The 19,906-nt window shown below is 38.1% G+C and carries 12 protein-coding genes and 2 pseudogenes; 6 read left to right on the top strand and 8 right to left on the bottom strand.

All coding sequences use genetic code 11. The features are described from left to right. Nucleotides 1-3 precede the first annotated feature (3 nt). Nucleotides 4-3,672 (bottom strand): protein NO VEIN domain-containing protein, encoded by a 3,669-nt coding sequence (locus STA7437_RS18585; RefSeq protein ID WP_015194933.1) that lies wholly within the window; start codon nt 3,670-3,672, stop codon nt 4-6. 196 nt (nt 3,673-3,868) lie between these two features. Here STA7437_RS18585 and dnaG point away from each other — a divergent pair, with 196 nt between their 5' ends. Further along, a complete protein-coding gene (gene dnaG, locus STA7437_RS18580) occupies nt 3,869-5,815 on the top strand; it encodes a DNA primase (RefSeq protein WP_015194932.1) in 1,947 nt (648 codons plus the stop codon). 109 nt (nt 5,816-5,924) lie between these two features. Here the strand turns inward: dnaG and STA7437_RS26645 are convergent, their stop codons facing one another. Next, nucleotides 5,925-6,098: a hypothetical protein gene (locus STA7437_RS26645; protein ID WP_015194931.1), complete on the bottom strand. Its 174-nt coding sequence runs from the start codon at nt 6,096-6,098 to the stop codon at nt 5,925-5,927. Between the two features lie 340 nt (nt 6,099-6,438). On the opposite strand from STA7437_RS26645, the gene STA7437_RS18575 reads away from it, so the two are divergent. Beyond that, entirely contained in the window at nt 6,439-7,293 is an 855-nt protein-coding gene (locus STA7437_RS18575; protein ID WP_015194930.1) for an urease accessory protein UreD, read from the top strand. A 432-nt stretch (nt 7,294-7,725) separates the two neighbouring features. After that, complete coding sequence (locus STA7437_RS25050) at nt 7,726-8,193, top strand: DUF4278 domain-containing protein (RefSeq protein WP_015194929.1); 468 nt, start codon at nt 7,726-7,728, stop codon at nt 8,191-8,193. 59 nt (nt 8,194-8,252) lie between these two features. Here the strand turns inward: STA7437_RS25050 and ppc are convergent, their stop codons facing one another. From ppc to STA7437_RS18540, 6 genes are all read right to left on the bottom strand, one after another. Continuing rightward, nucleotides 8,253-11,378 carry a phosphoenolpyruvate carboxylase gene (ppc, locus tag STA7437_RS18565; protein WP_015194928.1) on the bottom strand — a complete coding sequence of 1,042 codons (3,126 nt, stop codon included), beginning with the start codon at nt 11,376-11,378 and terminating at the stop codon, nt 8,253-8,255. A 183-nt stretch (nt 11,379-11,561) separates the two neighbouring features. Beyond that, complete coding sequence (locus STA7437_RS18560; protein ID WP_015194927.1) at nt 11,562-11,774, bottom strand: hypothetical protein; 213 nt, start codon at nt 11,772-11,774, stop codon at nt 11,562-11,564. A 52-nt stretch (nt 11,775-11,826) separates the two neighbouring features. Continuing rightward, nucleotides 11,827-12,156 (bottom strand): cell division topological specificity factor MinE, encoded by a 330-nt coding sequence (minE, locus tag STA7437_RS18555; RefSeq protein ID WP_041619559.1) that lies wholly within the window; start codon nt 12,154-12,156, stop codon nt 11,827-11,829. A gap of 93 nt (nt 12,157-12,249) precedes the next feature. Next, entirely contained in the window at nt 12,250-13,047 is a 798-nt protein-coding gene (gene minD, locus STA7437_RS18550; protein WP_015194925.1) for a septum site-determining protein MinD, read from the bottom strand. 53 nt (nt 13,048-13,100) lie between these two features. After that, complete coding sequence (minC, locus tag STA7437_RS18545; protein ID WP_071882341.1) at nt 13,101-13,895, bottom strand: septum site-determining protein MinC; 795 nt, start codon at nt 13,893-13,895, stop codon at nt 13,101-13,103. A 73-nt stretch (nt 13,896-13,968) separates the two neighbouring features. Further along, on the bottom strand, nt 13,969-15,294 hold the full coding sequence (locus tag STA7437_RS18540) for a four-carbon acid sugar kinase family protein (protein ID WP_015194923.1): 1,326 nt from the start codon (nt 15,292-15,294) through the stop codon (nt 13,969-13,971). A gap of 335 nt (nt 15,295-15,629) precedes the next feature. On the opposite strand from STA7437_RS18540, the gene STA7437_RS18535 reads away from it, so the two are divergent. The 3 genes and pseudogenes from STA7437_RS18535 (at nt 15,630) to STA7437_RS25930 (ending at nt 19,900) form a co-directional block, all read left to right on the top strand. Continuing rightward, on the top strand, nt 15,630-17,888 hold the full coding sequence (locus tag STA7437_RS18535) for an IMS domain-containing protein (RefSeq protein WP_015194922.1): 2,259 nt from the start codon (nt 15,630-15,632) through the stop codon (nt 17,886-17,888). A gap of 273 nt (nt 17,889-18,161) precedes the next feature. Further along, a pseudogene (locus STA7437_RS18530) lies at nt 18,162-18,983 on the top strand (NAD(P)H-binding protein); the annotation flags it as partial. Nucleotides 18,984-19,052: 69 nt separating this feature from the next. After that, a pseudogene (locus STA7437_RS25930) lies at nt 19,053-19,900 on the top strand (IS630 family transposase). Nucleotides 19,901-19,906 lie beyond the last annotated feature (6 nt).

The raw sequence follows: 19,906 nt of genomic DNA, 5'->3' as shown, positions 1-19,906 counted from the left end.
AAATCAAGTTGGTTTTTGACCTCGTTGTTTCAATTCTCTTAAATTGTAATTAACACTCGTCACCCCAAAGTCAGGCTCTTTCTGAAAAGGTTGTCTGACATAATGGACTATACAATCATCATCACCAACTTTGTAACTGCTAGATTGCTCCTTAACTTTCCAAGCATCACCTGCGCTAAATTCCTCAGATGGTGGAACTTCTACAATTGCCAGAATATAATTATCGGGCTTATTCAAAGCGGTAATAATTTCGTTCTTGGTAACGGTAACTGTATCTGCGCCTTTAATTCTGCCCTTGACTTCGATAAATCTTAAAGTACCTGTTTCGGGGACACGCGACTCAATATCATAACCGCATTTAAGACTGCTAACCTCTCGCGGTTCGTATCCCAGTTTTCTTTCTGCTGCCATTACTGCATCCATTGCCCACTTTTCTACTCGTTTAGTTTCTCTAGCAAACATCTGGGCTTCTGGCTGTCTTTTCCCCTGTAATCTCTGTAGTAACCCTATTGGTACGACTAATGCCCCTCCGACTACTACGGGAGGTAAGGGTGATAAGCGTCTCTCTTGTTGTAATTCGTCAATTCGTCTGGCTAATCTGGCTTGTAGCTCATCTGCTCTAGCTCTAGCTTTAGCAGAGTTGATTTTAGCATTAGTTTTACCTGCTTCTTCCTGTTGTTTGAGTGCTACCGCTCGATAATCCCAGTAGTTAATTTCTTTGGTAAGTCTATCTTTAACCGCTACCAGGGTTTTATCGATGAGTTCTTCTTTATGCTGCTTGACCTCTTGCAGGTGTTGGGGAACGATCTGAGCGATCGCATATTTAGTTGCTTCTGCTTCTATATCTGTAGTTAAATTAGACTTTTCTAAAAAAGTTTCTATAACAGATTGCTCCTCTTTTCGTAGAGGTCGATAATCGAGGTAAGGAGCATAACCAGCATTTCTGACCTCTACCTCACCCCGTCCTAGCAGACACCCCTGTCCTATCAGGAGAGGGGAAGGGGAGAGGTCAACATACTGCATTCGACGAGAAACAATTCTTCTCTTCCCTGAGTTATCGGTTTTGGCATCCTGAATCGAATGCTGGAGAGTAACTAAAATTCTTACTTCTTCACCTGGATCGTTTTCATCTATCAAGATACTTCCCTGCTTGAGTACATCCCGATGACGCTCTAAAACCAGATCGATAGTGGCATCTAAGAGGGGATGACCAGGACATATAAAGGCTGCTAACGGCTTACTTGGAACACTAATTAATTCCTTATCAAAGCAGATTCGTTCGTAGCGAGTTAAAATTGGCTCTCTCGTACCAACTTGACGACCGCGATTGCGAATTATGGCAGGAACGTTAGTAATCTGATAGCGTAGTGGTTCTCTTTGACGAATGACTCCACCTAAATGTTGGAAAGCTTCAATAAAAAAGGAGGCAATGAAATGAGGTTGGAGTTTTCTCGCTTCCGCTCTTTCCATTTCTTCGCGAATGCGCTGGACTTTTGTAATATCCATTGCATCTCTCGCTAAAACCTTTTCTGAGAGAAGTTCCTGTAAACGTTCTCGATTAAGACGGCTAGCAACCACCCGATCTAGTTTGGCTCTAGTTTCTGGTAAATCTCCATAGCGGATCGCTTCAATTAATAACTCCCGTAACTCAACTCCATCAATTGCTTTACCTAGAACATCAAAAACCTTGCCTCCTAATGCTTTTTGTTCTATTTCTAATTTCCTCAGTAGCTTGAGATAAACATCCCCTTCTCTAGTTTCGGCTGCTAAAAGATTCCAGAGGTGACAAACTTCAGTTTGCCCGATACGATGAATTCTTCCAAATCGTTGTTCTAAACGGTTGGGATTCCAAGGAAGGTCATAATTAACCATCAAATGCGCCCGTTGTAGGTTAATTCCTTCTCCCGCAGCATCAGTAGCGATTAATACTTGTACATCTGGGTCTTGGGTAAAAGCTTCCTGTGCCTTACGTCGTTCTTCTCTACCCGAACCACCACTAATAGTAACTACTGCTTCTTGTCTGCCAATTAAGGTACGAATTTTATCGGCTAAGTAGTTAAGAGTATCTCGATGTTCGGTAAAAATGACGAATTTACGCCGATGCCCTCTTATATCGAATAATTCGGCTTTATTTTGGAGAATTTGGCTTAGTTCTTCCCATTTTCTATCCGTACCACCGAGTTTAACCTGTAGGGCTAAATGCTCTAGTTTTTGCAGCAGGGCAATTTCTACCTTGAGTTCTGCTATGGTACTAGCAGCCGTAGCGCGATCAACTAATTCTTCTTCAGTGTCTTCTCGTTCGTCATTAAGTAAGTCATCTTCAAATTCTTCCCAATCTCTACCCTCACCCCAGCCCTCTCCCACAGAAAGAGGGAGATTAAACTCTACTTCCCGTCCTCTTTTGAGTAATTCTTCACGGGGCGTACAAGCTTTTGAGGTTTCCTCAAAAGACAGCCCCTCTTCTTTAAGGCGTTTCTGTAATCTTTCTCTTCTTCTGGTCAAAGATTGATAAATAGCTTCGGGAGAAGAGGCTAATCGGCGTTGGAGAATAGTTAAAGCAAATCCTACCGTTCCTTTTCTGCCATTATTACTCAAAGCATCGGCGCGGTTAAATTCTTCTCGCACGTATCCTGTAACTTCTGAATATAATTTCGCTTCTAAATCTGACAGGTGATATTCAACGGTATAGGCTCTACGTTCGGGAAATAAAGGTTTACCATCAAACTTGAGCAAATCTTCTTTGACCAATCTCCGCATCAAATCGGAGGTATCTACCGTATGTACTCCGTCACGGAATTTACCCTCAAAGCGATCGCCATCGAGCAATGCCATAAATAATTGAAAGTCAGCTTCTTTACCATTGTGAGGAGTAGCACTTAGTAACAGAAAATGACGAGTCAAACTGGATAAGAGCTTGCCTAACTTATAGCGTTTGGTTTCTCTAATTTCACCATTAAAAAAAGCAGCAGACATTTTGTGGGCTTCATCGCAGACAATTAAATCCCAATCGGTCTGTTCTAGTTTTGCTTGTAGATCGTCATTGCGACTTAATTTATCCAACCGAACTATACTTAAAGGCATTTCAGTAAAAGCATTGCCACTTCGAGCAGCTTCAAGGTGATCGCTTGTGAGAATTTCAAAAGGTAAATGAAATCGGCGATCGAGTTCATCTTGCCATTGGGCAGCAAGTGAGCCTGGACAGACAATCAGACAGCGATGTAAATCTCCTCTGATCCGCAGTTCTGAGATTAACAGTCCTGTCATAATAGTTTTTCCTGCACCAGGATCGTCTGCTAGGAGGAAGCGCAAGGGTTGACGGGGTAACATATCCCCGTAGACAGCAGTAATCTGGTGGGGAAGCGGTTCGACTAAGGAAGTATGCACTGCCAGCATCGGATCGAATAAATGGGCTAACTGAATGCGATGGGCTTCACTTACTAAACGAAACAGTCCGCTATTTCCATTAAAACTCCAGGGTAAAGAGGAAGTAACAATTTCTAATTCTGCTTCTCGCTCTCGAAAAATGAGTTCGTCACCTGTAATACCGTTGGTATCTCTGTAGGTAAGGGTAACAACATCAGAACTATGCCATTGAGTATCAATAACCGTAATTAATTGATTGGGTAATACTCCTTTTACCGTTGCTCCTTTAGTTAAATCCTCTAATCGCATTCATTACTACTGCCTATATAAATCTTTCTAGTCCATTATTTCCTATGAGCTAAAAATTTTTTAACCCTTATTTCTTGTAATTTACTTGAGCGAGTAATTTTTCCCGTAAAGCGAGGCTTTTGTCCGTTAGTATCTTGGATGTCTTCTCTGTTATTTAACGCATTATTTTATCATTAGTGTCAAAATATACTTTGTAGTGAAACGAAAAGATGACCTTGTGGCAGTACCGCGTTTACATCAAGACACGATTGACGAAGTACAACAGAGAGTAGATATTGTAGATATTGTCTCTGAATACGTTGTTTTACACAAGCGAGGAAAAGGCTACCTTGGTTTATGTCCTTTCCATAACGAAAAAACTCCGAGTTTTAGCGTTAGTCCTGATAAACAATTATATTATTGCTTTGGTTGTGCAGCAGGAGGTAATGTTTTTAAGTTTTTGATGGAAATTGGTAAACAATCTTTTAGTGAGGTTGTGTTCGATCTAGCTAAACGTTATCAAGTTCCAATTAAAACCTTAGAACCAGAACAAAGACAAGCAATTGCACATCAAATCTCAGTTAAAGAACAGCTTTATGAAATAGTAGCAACAGCAGCTAATTTTTATCAACACGCTCTTTACGAAACTCAAGGACAAGTTGCTTTAGAATATCTAACAGATACTAGAAAGTTTAGTGAATCTACTCTAACTCAATTTCAACTAGGTTATGCGCCTGCTGGGTGGGAAACCTTGTATCGTTATTTAGTAGAGCAAAAACGTTATCCAGTTAATTTAGTTGAACAGGCAGGATTAATTAAACCGCGTAGTTCAGGTAATGGTTATTATGATGTCTTTCGCGATCGCGCTATTATTCCTATTTTAGATGCTCAAGGTAGAATTATCGCTTTTGGTGGTCGTACCCTCAAAGATGATCAACCTAAGTATCTTAATTCTCCTGAAACACCTTTATTTGATAAAAGTAAAACTCTTTTTGCTCTCGATAAGGCACGTAGTAGTATTACTAAAGAAGATCGAGCGGTAGTAGTGGAAGGTTATTTAGATGCGATCGCTCTTCATGCGGTAGGAATTACTAATGTGGTTGCTTCTTTGGGTACAGCACTAACTTCTTATCAACTCAAGCAATTATTACGTTACACTCCCTCTAAACAAGTTATTCTCAACTTTGATGCGGATCAAGCAGGTACACAAGCTACTCAAAGAGCGATCGCAGAAATTGAAGATTTAGTTTATGCTGGAGTAGTTTCTTTGCGAATACTGAATCTTCCTGAAGGGAAAGATGCCGATGAATTTCTTCATACCAATCAAAATGCGGTTGAAATATATCGAAAGTCTTTAAATGATGCGCCTTTATGGTTAGATTGGCAAATTCAACAACTACTACTTACTCAAAATATTCATACACCTTCTGGGTTACAAAAAATAGCCCAAGGTATGATTAAGTTACTCAATCAAATCCAAGATGCTAATCTGCGTAATTATTATTTAAGTTATTGTGCTGAATTACTTAGTCAAGGAGATGGTAGATTAATCCCTCAAAATCTAGCCAATCTGCGATCGCAATTAACTAAGACTTCATTGAAACCATACTTTAAAAAACAGCAATCAAATCAATCAAATTCACTGAATCTTGCTACTAATCCCGAACAAGAATTATTAGAAAGAGCCGAATCTTTATTATTAAAAATATATCTTCATTGTCCTCGTTATCGAGCAGAAATTATTGATAGATTAGAAGAACAAGATTTTGTTTTTAGATTGCCTCATCATCGATTTTTATGGCAACAAATCATCCAAGTGGAAAATAAAGAACAACAAAATTTACCAACCGAAGATAATTATCTATTAACAGAATTACAAAATCTCAGCTTAACTTTCACCGATCAAATGCAATCGGTAACTAAATTATTTTATCTCGATCAAAATGGTCAAGAAGATATTTTCCGTGCTGCGACAAGAATAGACAATGCGACCGCTACTTTAGAACAAGTTGCTTGTGTTAAACAACAAATTGAATATACTCAGGAACTAAATAAACTAAACCCTACTACAGATTTAGACTCAATAGAAACCTACTATCAAAAAATTCAGAGCTTGAAAAAACGTATTCAAGAATTAGAACAAATACGCCTTGCTTCAGTCTAGAATAATTAAACTAAGACTACTAATAATAGTAGTAATTCTCGAACTCAGAAGTTACACCATGATTAGTGAGCAGTTATCGGTAGAGAGGTAACATGTTACGTCTGTACACTCAGTCTTTATTTTGTTTATCTGATTGAACAGTTTGACGAGGAAACAATTCTCTATAAATTTGATTAAATAAACCAACAATAGTATCCAATAAACTCTCTTTAGGGTTTAAATTTTGTTGACTTTGACATAATTCATGAGATGACCAAAAATGTTCAAAATCATAATAGCTCATAACAGTTTTTGCCTAACTAATCTACAGCACAACTCCTCAACCACAACTAATAACAATCGCCAAAATTATTCAGCAATTAAAAACATTTTTTAAGTTATGCCCAGTAAGAATCGACTAACCTGTTTTGATTTGTATCAGACTCACGCGCACGCCCCGTACATTTAACCACAGTGTCTCGCGTGAGTGAAATTAAATTTGATAACTTCTACTATAAATCTCTATTGGTGAGAATGCTACTGAATCAATCAACTATTTTTCAGAAAATTTACCAAAAAGAAAGGTTATTGCCGTGATTTTACCGATCTTTTATTTAAATAAATCATAAATTTGAGGATTTTTAGTGCCAGAAACAACAACAACACAACCAGATGCAGGATGGTACGGTAGTCTTGAATTAGTTTATGCTCATTATGAAGGAAAAACCAAAATTCTTCATTCTTTTCACCAAGCACCTCTAAAATTGCAAAGTCCCTTTTATCCAGAAGGACAACAAATCTGCCATAGCGTAATTTTACATACTGCTGGAGGTATAGTTGGAGGCGATCGCTTGAGTCAAAAAATTCAGGTTCAACCCAATGCCCATAGCTTAATTACTACTGCAGCAGCTAGTAAGATTTATCGTAGTAATGGACGAGAAGCCAAACAAATCTTAACAATTGAGATCGAACCTGGTGCTACTTTAGAATATTTACCTCAAGAAAATATTGTTTTTTCTGGTGCAATTTATCGGCAAGATTTACGGATACAATTAGCTCCAGGAGCAAATTGGATTGGTTGGGAAATTAACCGTTTTGGACGTTCTGCCAGAGGTGAACAGTTTATAGCAGGCGAATGGCGTTCCTATACAGAAGTATGGCAAAACAATCGACTCCTTTGGATTGACAGACAATGGTTACCAGGAGAAGCAGAATTAATTAATAGTATTAATGGTTTAGCAGGAAAACCCGTCATCGGGACTTTTAGTTATTTGGGCAAACCAGTTGACAAAGAAATTCTGGAGAAAATTAATAATTTAAGAAAAACAAGGGAAAATAAGGGAGAGTTTGGAGTCACAGAGTTGATGTCAGGTTTGTTATGTCGCTATCGCGGTTATTCTACTACTGAAGCAAAAGAATGGTTGAGTCAAGTTTGGCAAATACTCAGAAGCGAAATATGGCAACTTCCTGCTATCAAACCCAGAGTGTGGCAATTGTAAACAGTTATCAGTTACCAGTTATTGGTAGAGATGTGTCTTGGTGAGCGTTCCTTTGCGCCCGCAGGTGAGCCAGCGCGGTCTTGGGGTATCCCCAAGTGGAGCGACTGGCGTGTCGCAGAGTCTCACCGCAACATTTTACGTCTGTACAAAAGTATAGAGTTAGGAAACCAAAACTTTGTAAGGGCTGTCAATATAATGTCTTAACGTTTCTTTGTAATACTATAGAACAACCAACTAGTAAAACTTGCTACATTTCAATCTTGCTCATCACCCTATGCTGATACTCTGATGAGTCGTGCTAATTTTTTAATCTTTATTTGCATTTTCGACCGTAAGAGCGATCGCGGTTTAAGTAAATTATTGCTTTCAGTAGTTTATTTTCCTCCCCACTAAGCATAAATTAAAAGTTAATAGTTAAATGAGGTAACTATAATGCATTTGCTATTTTTAATTCCTTTGCTTCTAGGTTTAGTAGCTGGTTATATTTCCCAATCTGCCGATACAGAGATAGCTTACCTTACAACCACAATCAGTATTGTTAGCTTATTTGCCAGTATCATCATAGCTCCTTGGCAAATTCAACTATTAATTTTGTTAATTGTGATGGTAGGTGCTAAACAACTCTGGCAAAGAAACGAAAATAAATTTAACTTAGAAATATCTGAACTAGAGCAAACTCAACAGTCTTCTCAAGAGAATAATAGCCAGCGCAAATATCGTGGAGTTAGCTATCAAAAAACAACTTCAGAAGCACAAAATGTAGATAATACTACCGTCAGAAAGTATCGCGGAATTACTTGGATCAAAAGTGTACCCGCTAATTCTCCTGCTAAACCCAAAAGCGAGCTTAAATATCGAGGCAATAGTGTCACCACTCAACCTGATTCACCAAAATCATAGCATAGGCTTAAAACGAATAATCTTGATCGGGGCGAACCACAGTCCGCCCTAGACAATCATCAACCGGTATTACGCATTCCCGCAGCAATTCCATTGATCGTCAACATTGCACCTCTGAGTAACTCTTCCTTACTAAAGCGGAAGTGAACTACATTGGATTCTTCATATTGCCGTAGTCTTTTGATTAAAGAAACCTGTAAGAAACCAAGAGGAACAATTGTACCATTTCGCAATTGAACTGAACGTTGTAATTCTGGATCATTATCCAACAGTTTAGTTTGACCATTAACTGTCAAAACCAATTGTTTCGTCAAATAATATTCTTGGGCAATTTGCTCAAACAATCGTTCAAAACGATCTAAATCTTCTGGTTTAGAAAGTTCTCTTACATAATGTTCAGCGATTTGTAAGTCAACTTTTGCTAAAGTCATTTCTACTTTAGAAATAACCATTTTAAAGAAAGGCCACTTAAAGTAAAAATAGCGCAACAGATTCAAATTCTTCTCAGGTTCTTGTTCGAGAAATTCTTGTAGTGCTGTACCAACTCCATACCAAGCAGGCAGGAGAAAACGACTTTGCGTCCAACTAAATACCCAAGGAATTGCTCTCAAACTACTTATATTTCTTTTCTTAGCTTGTTCCTGATTATCTGTCTTAAGATTACCAGGAGGACGTTTAGAAGGACGTGAACCAATCTGTAATTGACTAATGACCTCAATTGGCGTGACAGACATAAAGAAATCAACAAAATCTGGCTGTTCGTAAACTAGCGAACGATAAGCACTCCGAGAACGAGTTGCCAACTCTTCCATGATTTCATTCCAAGGTTCAACCCGATCAAAACCACTTCCAAGCAAGCTAGATTGAATTACCGCAGTAGTAATAGTTTCTAAATTATATAGAGCTAATTCTGGTAAAGAATACTTAGAAGCTAAAACCTCTCCTTGTTCAGTAATTTTGATTCTGCCTTTGATCGTATCAGTTGGTTGTGCCAAGATTGCAGCATAAGCAGGACCACCGCCACGACCTACAGAACCACCACGACCATGGAAAAGTCGTAAAGAAACCCCATATTCAGAAGCAACTTTTTGTAAACTTTTTTGTGCTTTATGAATTTCCCAATTACTACTCAAAAACCCCGAATCTTTATTACTATCGGAGTAACCCAACATTACCTCTTGTAAATTAGTCGGTTCAAGAGTAGGTCGGCATAATTTTGCTTCAACGAGTTTGCCTTCAGAGTTGGTTAAGCAGTGGTATCCTCCTGCTAAAGCTGCTCGATATAAAGGCAGTTCAAATAAAGCTCTCATTACCTCTGGCGCACGTTTGAGGTCATCTACAGTTTCAAATAAAGGCACAATTCTTAGGGTAATCTGACTTGTAGCAGGGTCGTATAATCCTGCTTCTTGTGCTAACAACATGACTTCCAACACATCACTAACATGATTAGTCATGCTGATAATATAAGTTTGACAAATGCCTACACCAAACTCTTGCTGTAATTGTCGTAACATCCGCAGAGTTTTGATTGTTTCGCAAGTTGTTTCCGAAAAAGGCATTTCTGCTGGAATTAGAGGACGACGAGTTTTTAATTCCTCAATTAACCAAGTCGTTTTTTCTGTTTCTGAGAGTTGACTGTAAGGTTTAGGTAAAATATTGAGATATTCGGCAATTTCTTCAATCGCTTCGGCATGACGAGAAGATTCTTGGCGAAAATCTAACTGAGCTAAATAAAAGCCATAAACTTCTACCTGACAAATTAAATTATCCAGTTCGCGACAGTGTAATTTTGTTTCTGCCAAACTCTTTTGAATTAGTTGTAATTCTGCGAGAAACTCTTCTCCCGATCTATAAATATTGTTAGCTAATTCTGTAATATTTTGAGTAACATCGGCACGAGATAATGCTAAGTTGCGATCGCGAGTATTTTTTAATCGCTGTTCGATATAAGTTAATTTGAGACGATAGGGTTCTTGACGATAACGAATAGCTAATTGTTCATAAATTTCAGGAATTTGCAGTCGGTCTTTTTCTAAAGAATCGAGTAAATCTGGTAATACGTTACTCCAGTGAAGAGACAAACTTAATAATTCTCGCAGTTGTTCTACCGAATGAATATAACGATCTAAAACTAAACTTCTTTGATAACAAGCTGTTTCCCAAGTAACTTGTGGTGTTACAAAAGGATTGCCATCGCGATCAGCTCCTACCCAAGAACCAAAATAACAAAAATTATTGCGTGGTGGACTCAGCCAAGGAAAAGTACTACGAAGAGCTTGTTTTAGGCGAACAGAAAGCTGTGGGACAACATCAAATAAAACTTCTTGGAAATAATGAAGAGCATAATCTACTTCGTCAATTACTTTCGGTTTGAATTGATGCAATTCATCAGTACGCCACCACAATCGAATTTCTTCCATTAATTGATTAGTTGCTTCTTCAGCTTCCCAAGAATTAGTCAAACTAATTTCGCGCAAAGCTTCTTCAGCTAAATCCAATTTTTCTAGAATTCGAGAGATGCGTCGTTGTTTTTTACGAATGGTATGACGAACTATTTCAGTAGGGTGAGCAGTAAAAACTAAACGAATATCTAATTGATCTAATAGTCTTTGTATGACCCGAGGAGGCATATTAAGTTTTTGCAAATAGGGAAACAACCAGTGAAATGTCCCTGCTTTATTTGAATGATGCTCTGGTTGAGACCAACTATCTTCAAGTAGATTTACACCAGGAATGGGAGAAGCAGTAACTTGAGAAAGAGTACCATTGCCATTGCCATTGCCATTGCCGTTTGCTTTACTCTCACCATTGCCATTTTGATTTTGCTTTAACTGTTCAATTGTGACTCTTCTGGCAACTTTTTGTCCCTTTTGTTCGTAATGCTGTTCAACAATATTGATTAATTGAAAATAAAGAGCTAAAGCACGAGAAGCTTGAATTGCATCATTCAAATTAAGTTTTTCTACTAGCTCAAGTACGGACGATTCAGGTAACTCAGTCGCTTGTCCTTCAGGAGAAGACAGACCGCGCATTTTTTTGAGTAGTTCGACCATCTCCTGTCCACATTCGGAGCGCAAGACTGACTCCCACAAATCTTCTACTAGCTTAAGTCGACCATGGAGTAGTAGATGAGCGGCTGAAATGTTAGTAACTTCTGACGAAGAAGATTGGAGAAGCGAGCTCATATTAACCTCTGGCAATTATTAACGTTTTAAACATATGACTCTAGGTCAACAGGACTACCAAAAAATGTCTTGTCGAACACAGACCCATGAAAAGCCTTCTAGGCTTAAATTATATATTGGAGAGTATAATGTTAATAATATTAGAGATTATGATAACTACTAACAATTTTGGAAATTATTAAACTAATAATTGATCATCTCATCTACTTCAATGGAGTTTTCGGTAAATTTTAATACGGGTAGACGAATTCCTCTTAAAATTTCTTCACTTATTTGACCAAATTCGACCGCGTTCTGAGTCAGAGACTGTAAAATTAGACAACCCAAGACAAAAGGACAAGTAGCCAAACTCAGACCAAGATTAAGAGTAAAAGGGAAAAGATTAGTTGTTTTCATGGTTGAGAAGATTGTTTCGTTCAAAAAATTTCAATTAGATCTCAATTCTAATTTAATTTTCTTCCTCTAATGCTATTTCATTTTCCTCAAGTACAGGCGTTGTTGGTGTTTTTCTACCTCTTTTAATTTGACGAATTGGTAAATTAGCAATCAAAGCAGTAATCCGTTGATTATTTTCCAAAGAAAATCGCATTTCTCCTTGGTCTACTTCAACGTAGCGAGCTACTACTTCTAAAATTTCCCTGCGCATCTCTTCCATCATTTCTGGGCTAAGAGTTGCCCTGTCGTGGGCGATAACCAACTGTAAACGACGTTTAGCTTGCGCTCTACTATTGCCATTATTATTCCAAGAAAACAACATTTCTAATAGTTCGCTCATAATAAAATCCAGGTTAAGTTGATTGAAAGAGACAATGTTTAGACTCCTGTTGCCCTTCCTTCGCTTACACGACCGCTATAAAATAGGCGAAAACTGTTAGCCACCAAACATCTTGCGTAGACGATTGATTAAGTTGTCATTAACCGCCATTAGATCGAGAAAAGGTACTTTTTCCCCTTCTAAACGACGGGCAATATTATTAAAAGCCAAAGCAGGTAAAGCAGAAACATCGCCTAACACTAGAGGTTCTCCTTTATTAGTAGCCACGATCACTCGTTCGTCATCGGGAACTACCCCAATTAAAGGAATACCAAGAAGTTCTAGCACATCTTCAACACTCATCATCTTATTTGTTTGAACCATTGCAGGTCTAACTCGATTGACAATGAGATTGATATTGTGAATTCCTTCAGCCTCCAATAAACCAATTACACGGTCAGCATCACGAACAGCAGCCACTTCTGGAGTTGTGACAATTAAAGCCTCCTCAGCAGCAGCGATCGCATTACGAAAGCCCAGTTCAATTCCTGCTGGACAATCAACGATAATATAATCGTAACCTTTAGCCAGGGAGCTTGCGATCTTTTGCATTTGTTCTGGTTGCACTGACTCTTTATTACGGTTTTGTGCAGCCGGTAGTAAAACTAAATCTTTGAGACGTTTATCTTTAACCAACGCTTGAGCGAGACGACATTCTCCTGCCAACACATCTAAGGCAGTATAAACCACTCTTTCTTCTAAACCAAGCAAAAGATCTAAATTTCTTAGACCAAAGTCAGCATCGATTAAAGCTACCTTACGCCCTAATTGAGCTATTGCTGCTCCTAAATTGGAAGTAACAGTGGTTTTACCCACTCCCCCTTTTCCAGAGGTAACTACAATTGTGCGACTCATAGATTTTTTCTTAATGTAATTCAGATTAATAATAATGAGACTCAGCCAATACTTTAACTTGATAGAGTAGACAATGAATAATTCTTGGCAAAATCTATTGCTTTAGCTAAACGAATTCCTGTTGCGGTGACATATGCCACTTCAGGTTCTAACTGCTTGGGAGATAATTTAGGAGATCTAGCGACTGCATCAGCAATTCGTAGTTGGGTAGGTTCCATTTTTAATGCCAAAATTCGGCATTGTCGATTTCCCAAAGCTCCTGCATGAGCAACACCTCTCAGCCTGCCCCAGATAAAAATATCTCCTGCTGCAATTATTTTTCCTCCTGGGTTTAAATCTCCCAACACCACCACAGTGCCGGGATGACGAATTTCAATACCAGAACGAACAGTATTTTGGAGATAAAGAGGCTCTGCTAAGAGTTGGTCTTGATTGTCAGAGCTTGGACTCAAAGATTGTTCTACCGTAGTTTGTTCTACAGAATATCCTGCGGTGGCAGCAGCTATAGCAGTTTGACGACGACTGGTACAAACTCTGTCTATGCCGAGTTGAGCCTCGTTTAATATTTCTACAATAGTTTGCAATTGTCTAGCATCTAGCAAGCGGTCATGAGCAACTAAAGTCACCTTAGTTCCAGGTTGCCATGACTGTTCTCTAGCTTGTAAGCTGTGTTTCAATTCTTGCCAGACTTCAGACCATGGTATTTCTGAACTCAGTTGTGCTTCTGAGAGCAAAACCAGTAATAGTTTGTTGTCCTCACTTTTAAGGGAAACCTGAGCATACTGATTTACCAAAGGAGGGGAAGAAGTCGGCTCGGAAAATTCTAAGGAAATCGGATCAAATGTCATGTAAAAATCTAACATGACCCAGCAGGTCTAATTACTCAAGCTAATCCTAGCGTAAATTAAATAGTTTTAATGATTAGGAATTTCTTAAGCGATGCCACACTGTAACTAAACCTTCATCATCACCGACATTACCTGGAAATAAAACTACCGGTAAATTAGGAAATCGAGGATGAGTTGCAGGAGTTCGGACGAGAGAACATCCGGGGAGAATTTGACCCAACAATCTGGCTGCTTGTAAGTTTAAACCCGTACTTAGTACATCGTTAGACGTAATTCCTCCTTTACTAATTAAAAAACTAAGAGCTTTTGGCAGTCTTTGAACTACATCCATCAAAAAGGATGATACTAAAACGCCAAAGTCCAGGCGAGCCTGAATATTATCGAAGCTGAGTTCTTGTCGGCTAGTGTAAACTACAGGAGTCTGACCCAGTTTAAAAGCTTGTTCAATTAAATGGAGAGTTTCTCTTAACAAAACGTTATGTTGGCTTGGCTCGTCTCGTAAGCGTATTACATCGATTTCTATGGCTTTAATGTTTGGCTGGGCAAGTAATTTTTCTAACTGTCGAGTAGTTTTACTTACATGAGAGCCAACCAAGACCACTCCGGGCTGGTTAGTTGGTTTGTATTGTGCCATCGCCTCGGCAGAAATAGGTTGTTGACCTAATTGAGTTAAGGAAGTTAATAAACTGGCAGCCGAACGAAATAAATAGCGTTTGCCTGTAGCTGCGGTGTTTAAAATGGCAGTGGCAAACAAGTCAAAATCTGCTTGGGTTTCTCCATCAACCACTACACACTGATTGTTATTTAATTTTTGTAATTTATCTTCAAGATTATGACCACGAAGGTCTGACAAAACTAATCTAGTAACCTCTGAAGCAGGAATTTTGCCTTGAGTTTTTTCAGCTACATAATCTGGTAAATAACTGTGATGATAGCCAAACACAGAATCGCGAGCAAATTCAGTTTGAGCTACAGGAGTTTTGATCCCATCAATTAGCAGATAGTGAATGCTATCAATTGTAATTCGACCACCTTCAAAAAAGGCTGGTGTAAGAAAATGAGCATCAAAATCGCCTAGTTCTTCAGCAATAACATCAGTTTCAATTGGATAATGTCCTCTTAGAGTAGAATCAGAACGACTAACTATTAAAAAATCCTTAATTCCAACGGTTGCGATCGCAATTTTTAAATTCTGACAAACTTCTTGAGTAACCGCTCTAGCTTGTTCTGAACTCATGGCTCTGGTATTAGTCAAAATAAAGCAAATTGGAGCTTGATCAGCTAATCCCTGACCAAGAGTTTCGATATCCCAGCGCATTAATAATAAACAACTATGAACGGTTTGAGAACCTGTTGGGTCATCATCAAGAACAATAATTTTAGGTTTGGTAATAGTCATCTTCAATTAGGAATTATTGCTTAGAGAAATATTAATTTGAACCAAAGTTTTGCTAATTAAGTGAGATTAACTAAGTAATTTCAGTATTATCAACTATGCACTAATGGCAACAAGTAATTATTATCAAATAGTAAGGTGACAGAAATTTTTTTCTGAAGGCAATTGTCTTTAATGAATCAAAGTAAAGCAGAATATCAATTTTCGTAATTAATCATAAACATTTTCTGCCGAATAAAAACTTTAAGCTAAAATTCAGGCAAAATGTTCAAGCCATCTCTCGTCGGAATTATTTATATTCCCGTTATTAGAATCAATCTCCTCTGAGGAACCAGACCGTGCGTATTCCGCTCGACTATTACAGAATTTTGGGAGTGCCAATCAAGGCAACAGCAGAGCAAATTAATCAAGCGTATCAGGATCGTTTGATGCAAATGCCCTTGCGTCAGTATAGCGATCGCGCAATAGCGTCTCGTCAAGCTTTAATTGAACGAGCCTACCAGATTCTGTCTGTTGACCAACAACGGGCGGAATATGACCTCAAATTTTTGGAGTCTAGTTATCCTTCTACTCCTCCAGACTTAGAAGATTTGTCGCTTGATGAGGCAGAACAAGAAGCTACGCTTAGAGATGAAACTCATCATGTCTATGAAGAAGTTGCTTCGACTCCTACCATCGAGATTGCCTCAGAACACATCATGGGCGCACTTTTGATTTTGCAGGATTTGGGTGAGTATGAACAAGTACTGCAATTAGGAGAAGTTTATCTCAACGAGATTAGTAGCATAGCTTCTACAAAAAATTATACTGAATCAGACAATTTGCCGTTAAAAGAAGATTTACTTTTAACTTTGGCATTAGCTTATGTCGAACTAAGTCGCGAACAATGGCAAAAAGGGGAATATGAAAACGCTGCTTTATCAGGAAAAATGGGACTCGATCTCTTAGCCGAAGAAAATATTTTTCCCAGTGTTAGAGAAGAAATCGAAACAGATTTATGTAAACTCAGACCCTACCGTATTTTAGAATTATTGGCTCGCACTCAAACAAATTCAGTTGAAAGAGCTACAGGATTTCAGCTACTTCAAGAGATGCTACGAGAACGAGGAGGCATTGAGGGAAATGGTAGAGATCGTTCTGGTTTGAAGTGCGATCAATTTCTTTGTTTTATTCAACAATTAAGAAATTATCTAACCGCAGCAGAACAACAAGAATTATTTGAAGAAGAAGCCAAACGTCCTTCTGCTGTAGCAGCTTATATTACTATTTATGCTTTAATGGCAAGAGGATTTGCAGATAAAGAACCAGCTTTAATTTATCGTGCGCAACAGTTTATTCAATCTTTGATTATTAGCCATGATGTTTATTGGGAACAGGCTGTTTGTGCTTTGCTTTTGGGTCAAGTTCAAATTGCGAATGAAGCTTTACTAAAAAGTAAAGAGAAAGAAAAAATTGACTTGGTTAAGCAACACGCTCATAATGCTGCCGATTTACTACCAGGATTGTGTTCTTATGGAGAACAATGGTTACAAAAAGAAGTTTTATCTCAATTTTCTGAGTTAGCTTCACGCGGTGTCACTCTCAGAGAATATTTTGCAGATCCTCAAGTTCAAGTTTATCTCGAACAGTTGCCGACGATGAGTGCTGAAGTAACCGATTCTATTCCAGAAACAAATTCTATCGGCGATCGCACAAAACGCCAAGGTTTTTTAGGCTTGGGCAAAAAATCCACTGCATCAACCACTGTTAACTATCAAGAGTCAGGGATCAATGACAATTTAGTCTCGATTAACACCAAAACTAGCAATACTTCAGTCGCTACTTTAGAACCTCATGGCAAAAGTCAGGTAGCTTCTCTAAAACCCAAAGTTGCTAATGGTGCAAAATCTCCGCCAAAACCCGATTATAGAGGCAAAAAATCTGATCATTCTGGTCGTCGTTTGCCAAAATCACCACCTCGTTCGGTTAAAAAATTAAACCGAAGAGCTTTTTTACCAATTTTAAAAGGCGGAATTTTAATAATTGGGTTGGTTTTTGGTGTAGGTAGTTTAGGTTTTTTATTAACCAAGATTTTACTTAGTCCCTCAGTTAAGCAAGCAAGTAACGTTGAAACAGAATACTTAGCAATTAGTTTAAATAAATCTTTGCTAGAATTACCTTCTGTTGCCCAACAACCACCAAAACCCAAACCAGAACCAGAAAAAGGATTGACAAACACAGTTGCTCAACAAGTGGTTCAACAATGGTTAAATAGTAAATCTGCTGCTTTTGGTAAAGAACATAAAATTGATCAATTAAATAGTATTCTCATTGATCCTCTATTATCCCAATGGCGCGATCGCGCTACAATCTATCAAAAAGATAATTTTTATCGTACCTATCAACATACGGTTAAAATTCAATCAGTCAAATTCGATCCCAAAAATCCTAATCAAGGAAGTATCGAAGCTGAAGTTCGAGAAATTGCTCAACATTATCAAAATCAACAAATCGACCCCTCTCAATCTTACGATGACAGCCTTCTAGTTCGTTATGAGCTTGTTCGTCAGGCAGAGAAATGGTTGATCAAAAATATTGATGTCTTGAAAACCTTATAAAAATATTAATTGACCATCAAGACAATAGATTGAGACTTAATCTAAAACATCTAAATTGAGTGAATATTCTGAGCGAATGAGCCGACACGCCTATTACAGCAAAAATACTTATCAATCAACTTAACTAAAACCCATAATCAACATCATTCTATTTGGTGAACTACGCACCATATATTAGGGATTAATGATCTTCGTATCAAATTCAAAGTTGTAACCAAAAAACTTTTTGATAAAATCTTAGAGAAACGTTAAAAAATATTACAAAATTAATAAATGAAATTATTAATAGTTGGTGCTACAGGTACTTTAGGCAGACAAGTAGCGCGTTACGCTCTCGATCAAGGACATGAAGTACGGTGTTTAGTAAGAAGTTTTAGCAGAGCAACTTTTTTAAAAGAATGGGGTGCAGAATTAGTTCCAGGAGACATTTGTAAACCAGAGACTTTGCCTCCAGCCTTAGAAAACATAGATGCTGTAATTGATGCAGCTACAGCCAGACCAACTGATAACCTTAGTATTAAACAAGTAGATTGGGAAGGTAAAGTTAATTTAATTCAAGCTGTTAAAGCTGCTGGTATTGACCGCTATATCTTTTTTTCGATCCTCAATGCTGAACAATATCCCAATGTTCCATTGATGGAAGTTAAACGTTGTACAGAGCTATTTCTAAGAGAATCTGGTGTAAATTACACTATCTTACGTCTTTGCGGTTTTATGCAAGGATTAATTGGTCAATATGCTATTCCAATTTTAGATAATCAAGTAGTGTGGGTAACGGGAGAAAGCACTCCTGTTGCTTATATGAATACTCAAGATATTGCTAAATTTGCTGTTCGTGCGCTAGAAGTCCCTGCTACAGAAAAACAAACTTTTCCTGTGGTAGGCACAAGGGCTTGGGGAGCTTATGAAATAATTAATATTTGTGAAAAACTATCAGGACAAGATGCGAGAATTTCTCGGGTGTCTCTGACTGTTTTGGGTTTGATGCGTAATATAACTCGTTTCTTCAAATGGGGACAAAATACAGCAGATCGTCTTGCCTTTGCTGAAGTTTTAGCTAGCGGTCAACCTTTAGATGCGCCAATGGAAGAAGTATAGTCATTTTAATTAAGGATGAGACAAATATAACGTAAATTGAAATAGGATTTTAGCCAACTTATACTAATGCCTTACAGTCTAGATTTAAGAAAAAAGGTAATTGACTATGTGGAAAGGGGAGGAGGTGTGACCAAAGCGTCCCAAATTTTTCAAGTGTCGAGAGCATCAATCTACCGCTGGTTAAATCGGAAAAATCTCGAAGCGACTAAAGTTAAACGTCGCAGACGAAAATTGAACTGGGAAGCATTAAAACAAGATGTTAGAGAGAATCCGCAGCAGCGATTAATAGATCGAGCAATCAAATTTGAAGTTCAACCTTCAGCTATACTATATGCTCTGCGTCAAATGAAGATTACCAGAAAAAAAAACAACTACGTTATCGAGAAAGAAGCCGACCAGAAAGAATCAAATATTATCGAAGACTAAGAGAACTAATCCGAGTCTACGGTAGTAAAAGTCTGGTTTTTATCGATGAGTCAGGATTTGAACCAATTCAAACTTGTATTTATGCCTGGTCAGTAAGAGGACAAAAAATTTACGGAGAAAGACAAGGTAAAAAAGGGGTTCGGGAGAATTTGTTAGCAGCTAGAAGAAAAGGGGAAAAAGATTTAATCGTACCGATGATTTTTACAGGCAGTCTCAATGCGGAAGGGTTTGAAGGGTGGTTGAGTAAATATTTATTGCCATCGTTAACCAGACCATCAGTGTTAATTATGGATAATGCACCAATTCATCGGAAAAGTGCCATCAGACAACTAGTAGAAGAGACGGTGCATCAAATAATATTTCTGCCCAAATATTCTCCTGATTTGAACGATATTGAACACGATTTTAGTGCTTTGAAACGAAAAAGAATGTATGCATCTTCAGCTACATCTTTGGATGATATTATTCGCGATTATTGTACAACTTAGTGTCTC

It is taken from the genome of Stanieria cyanosphaera PCC 7437 (genome assembly GCF_000317575.1).
Taxonomy (GTDB): Bacteria; Cyanobacteriota; Cyanobacteriia; order Cyanobacteriales; family Xenococcaceae; genus Stanieria; species Stanieria cyanosphaera.
Note: the sequence above shows the minus strand (reverse complement) of the source record. Positions and strands in the feature narration are given on the sequence as shown.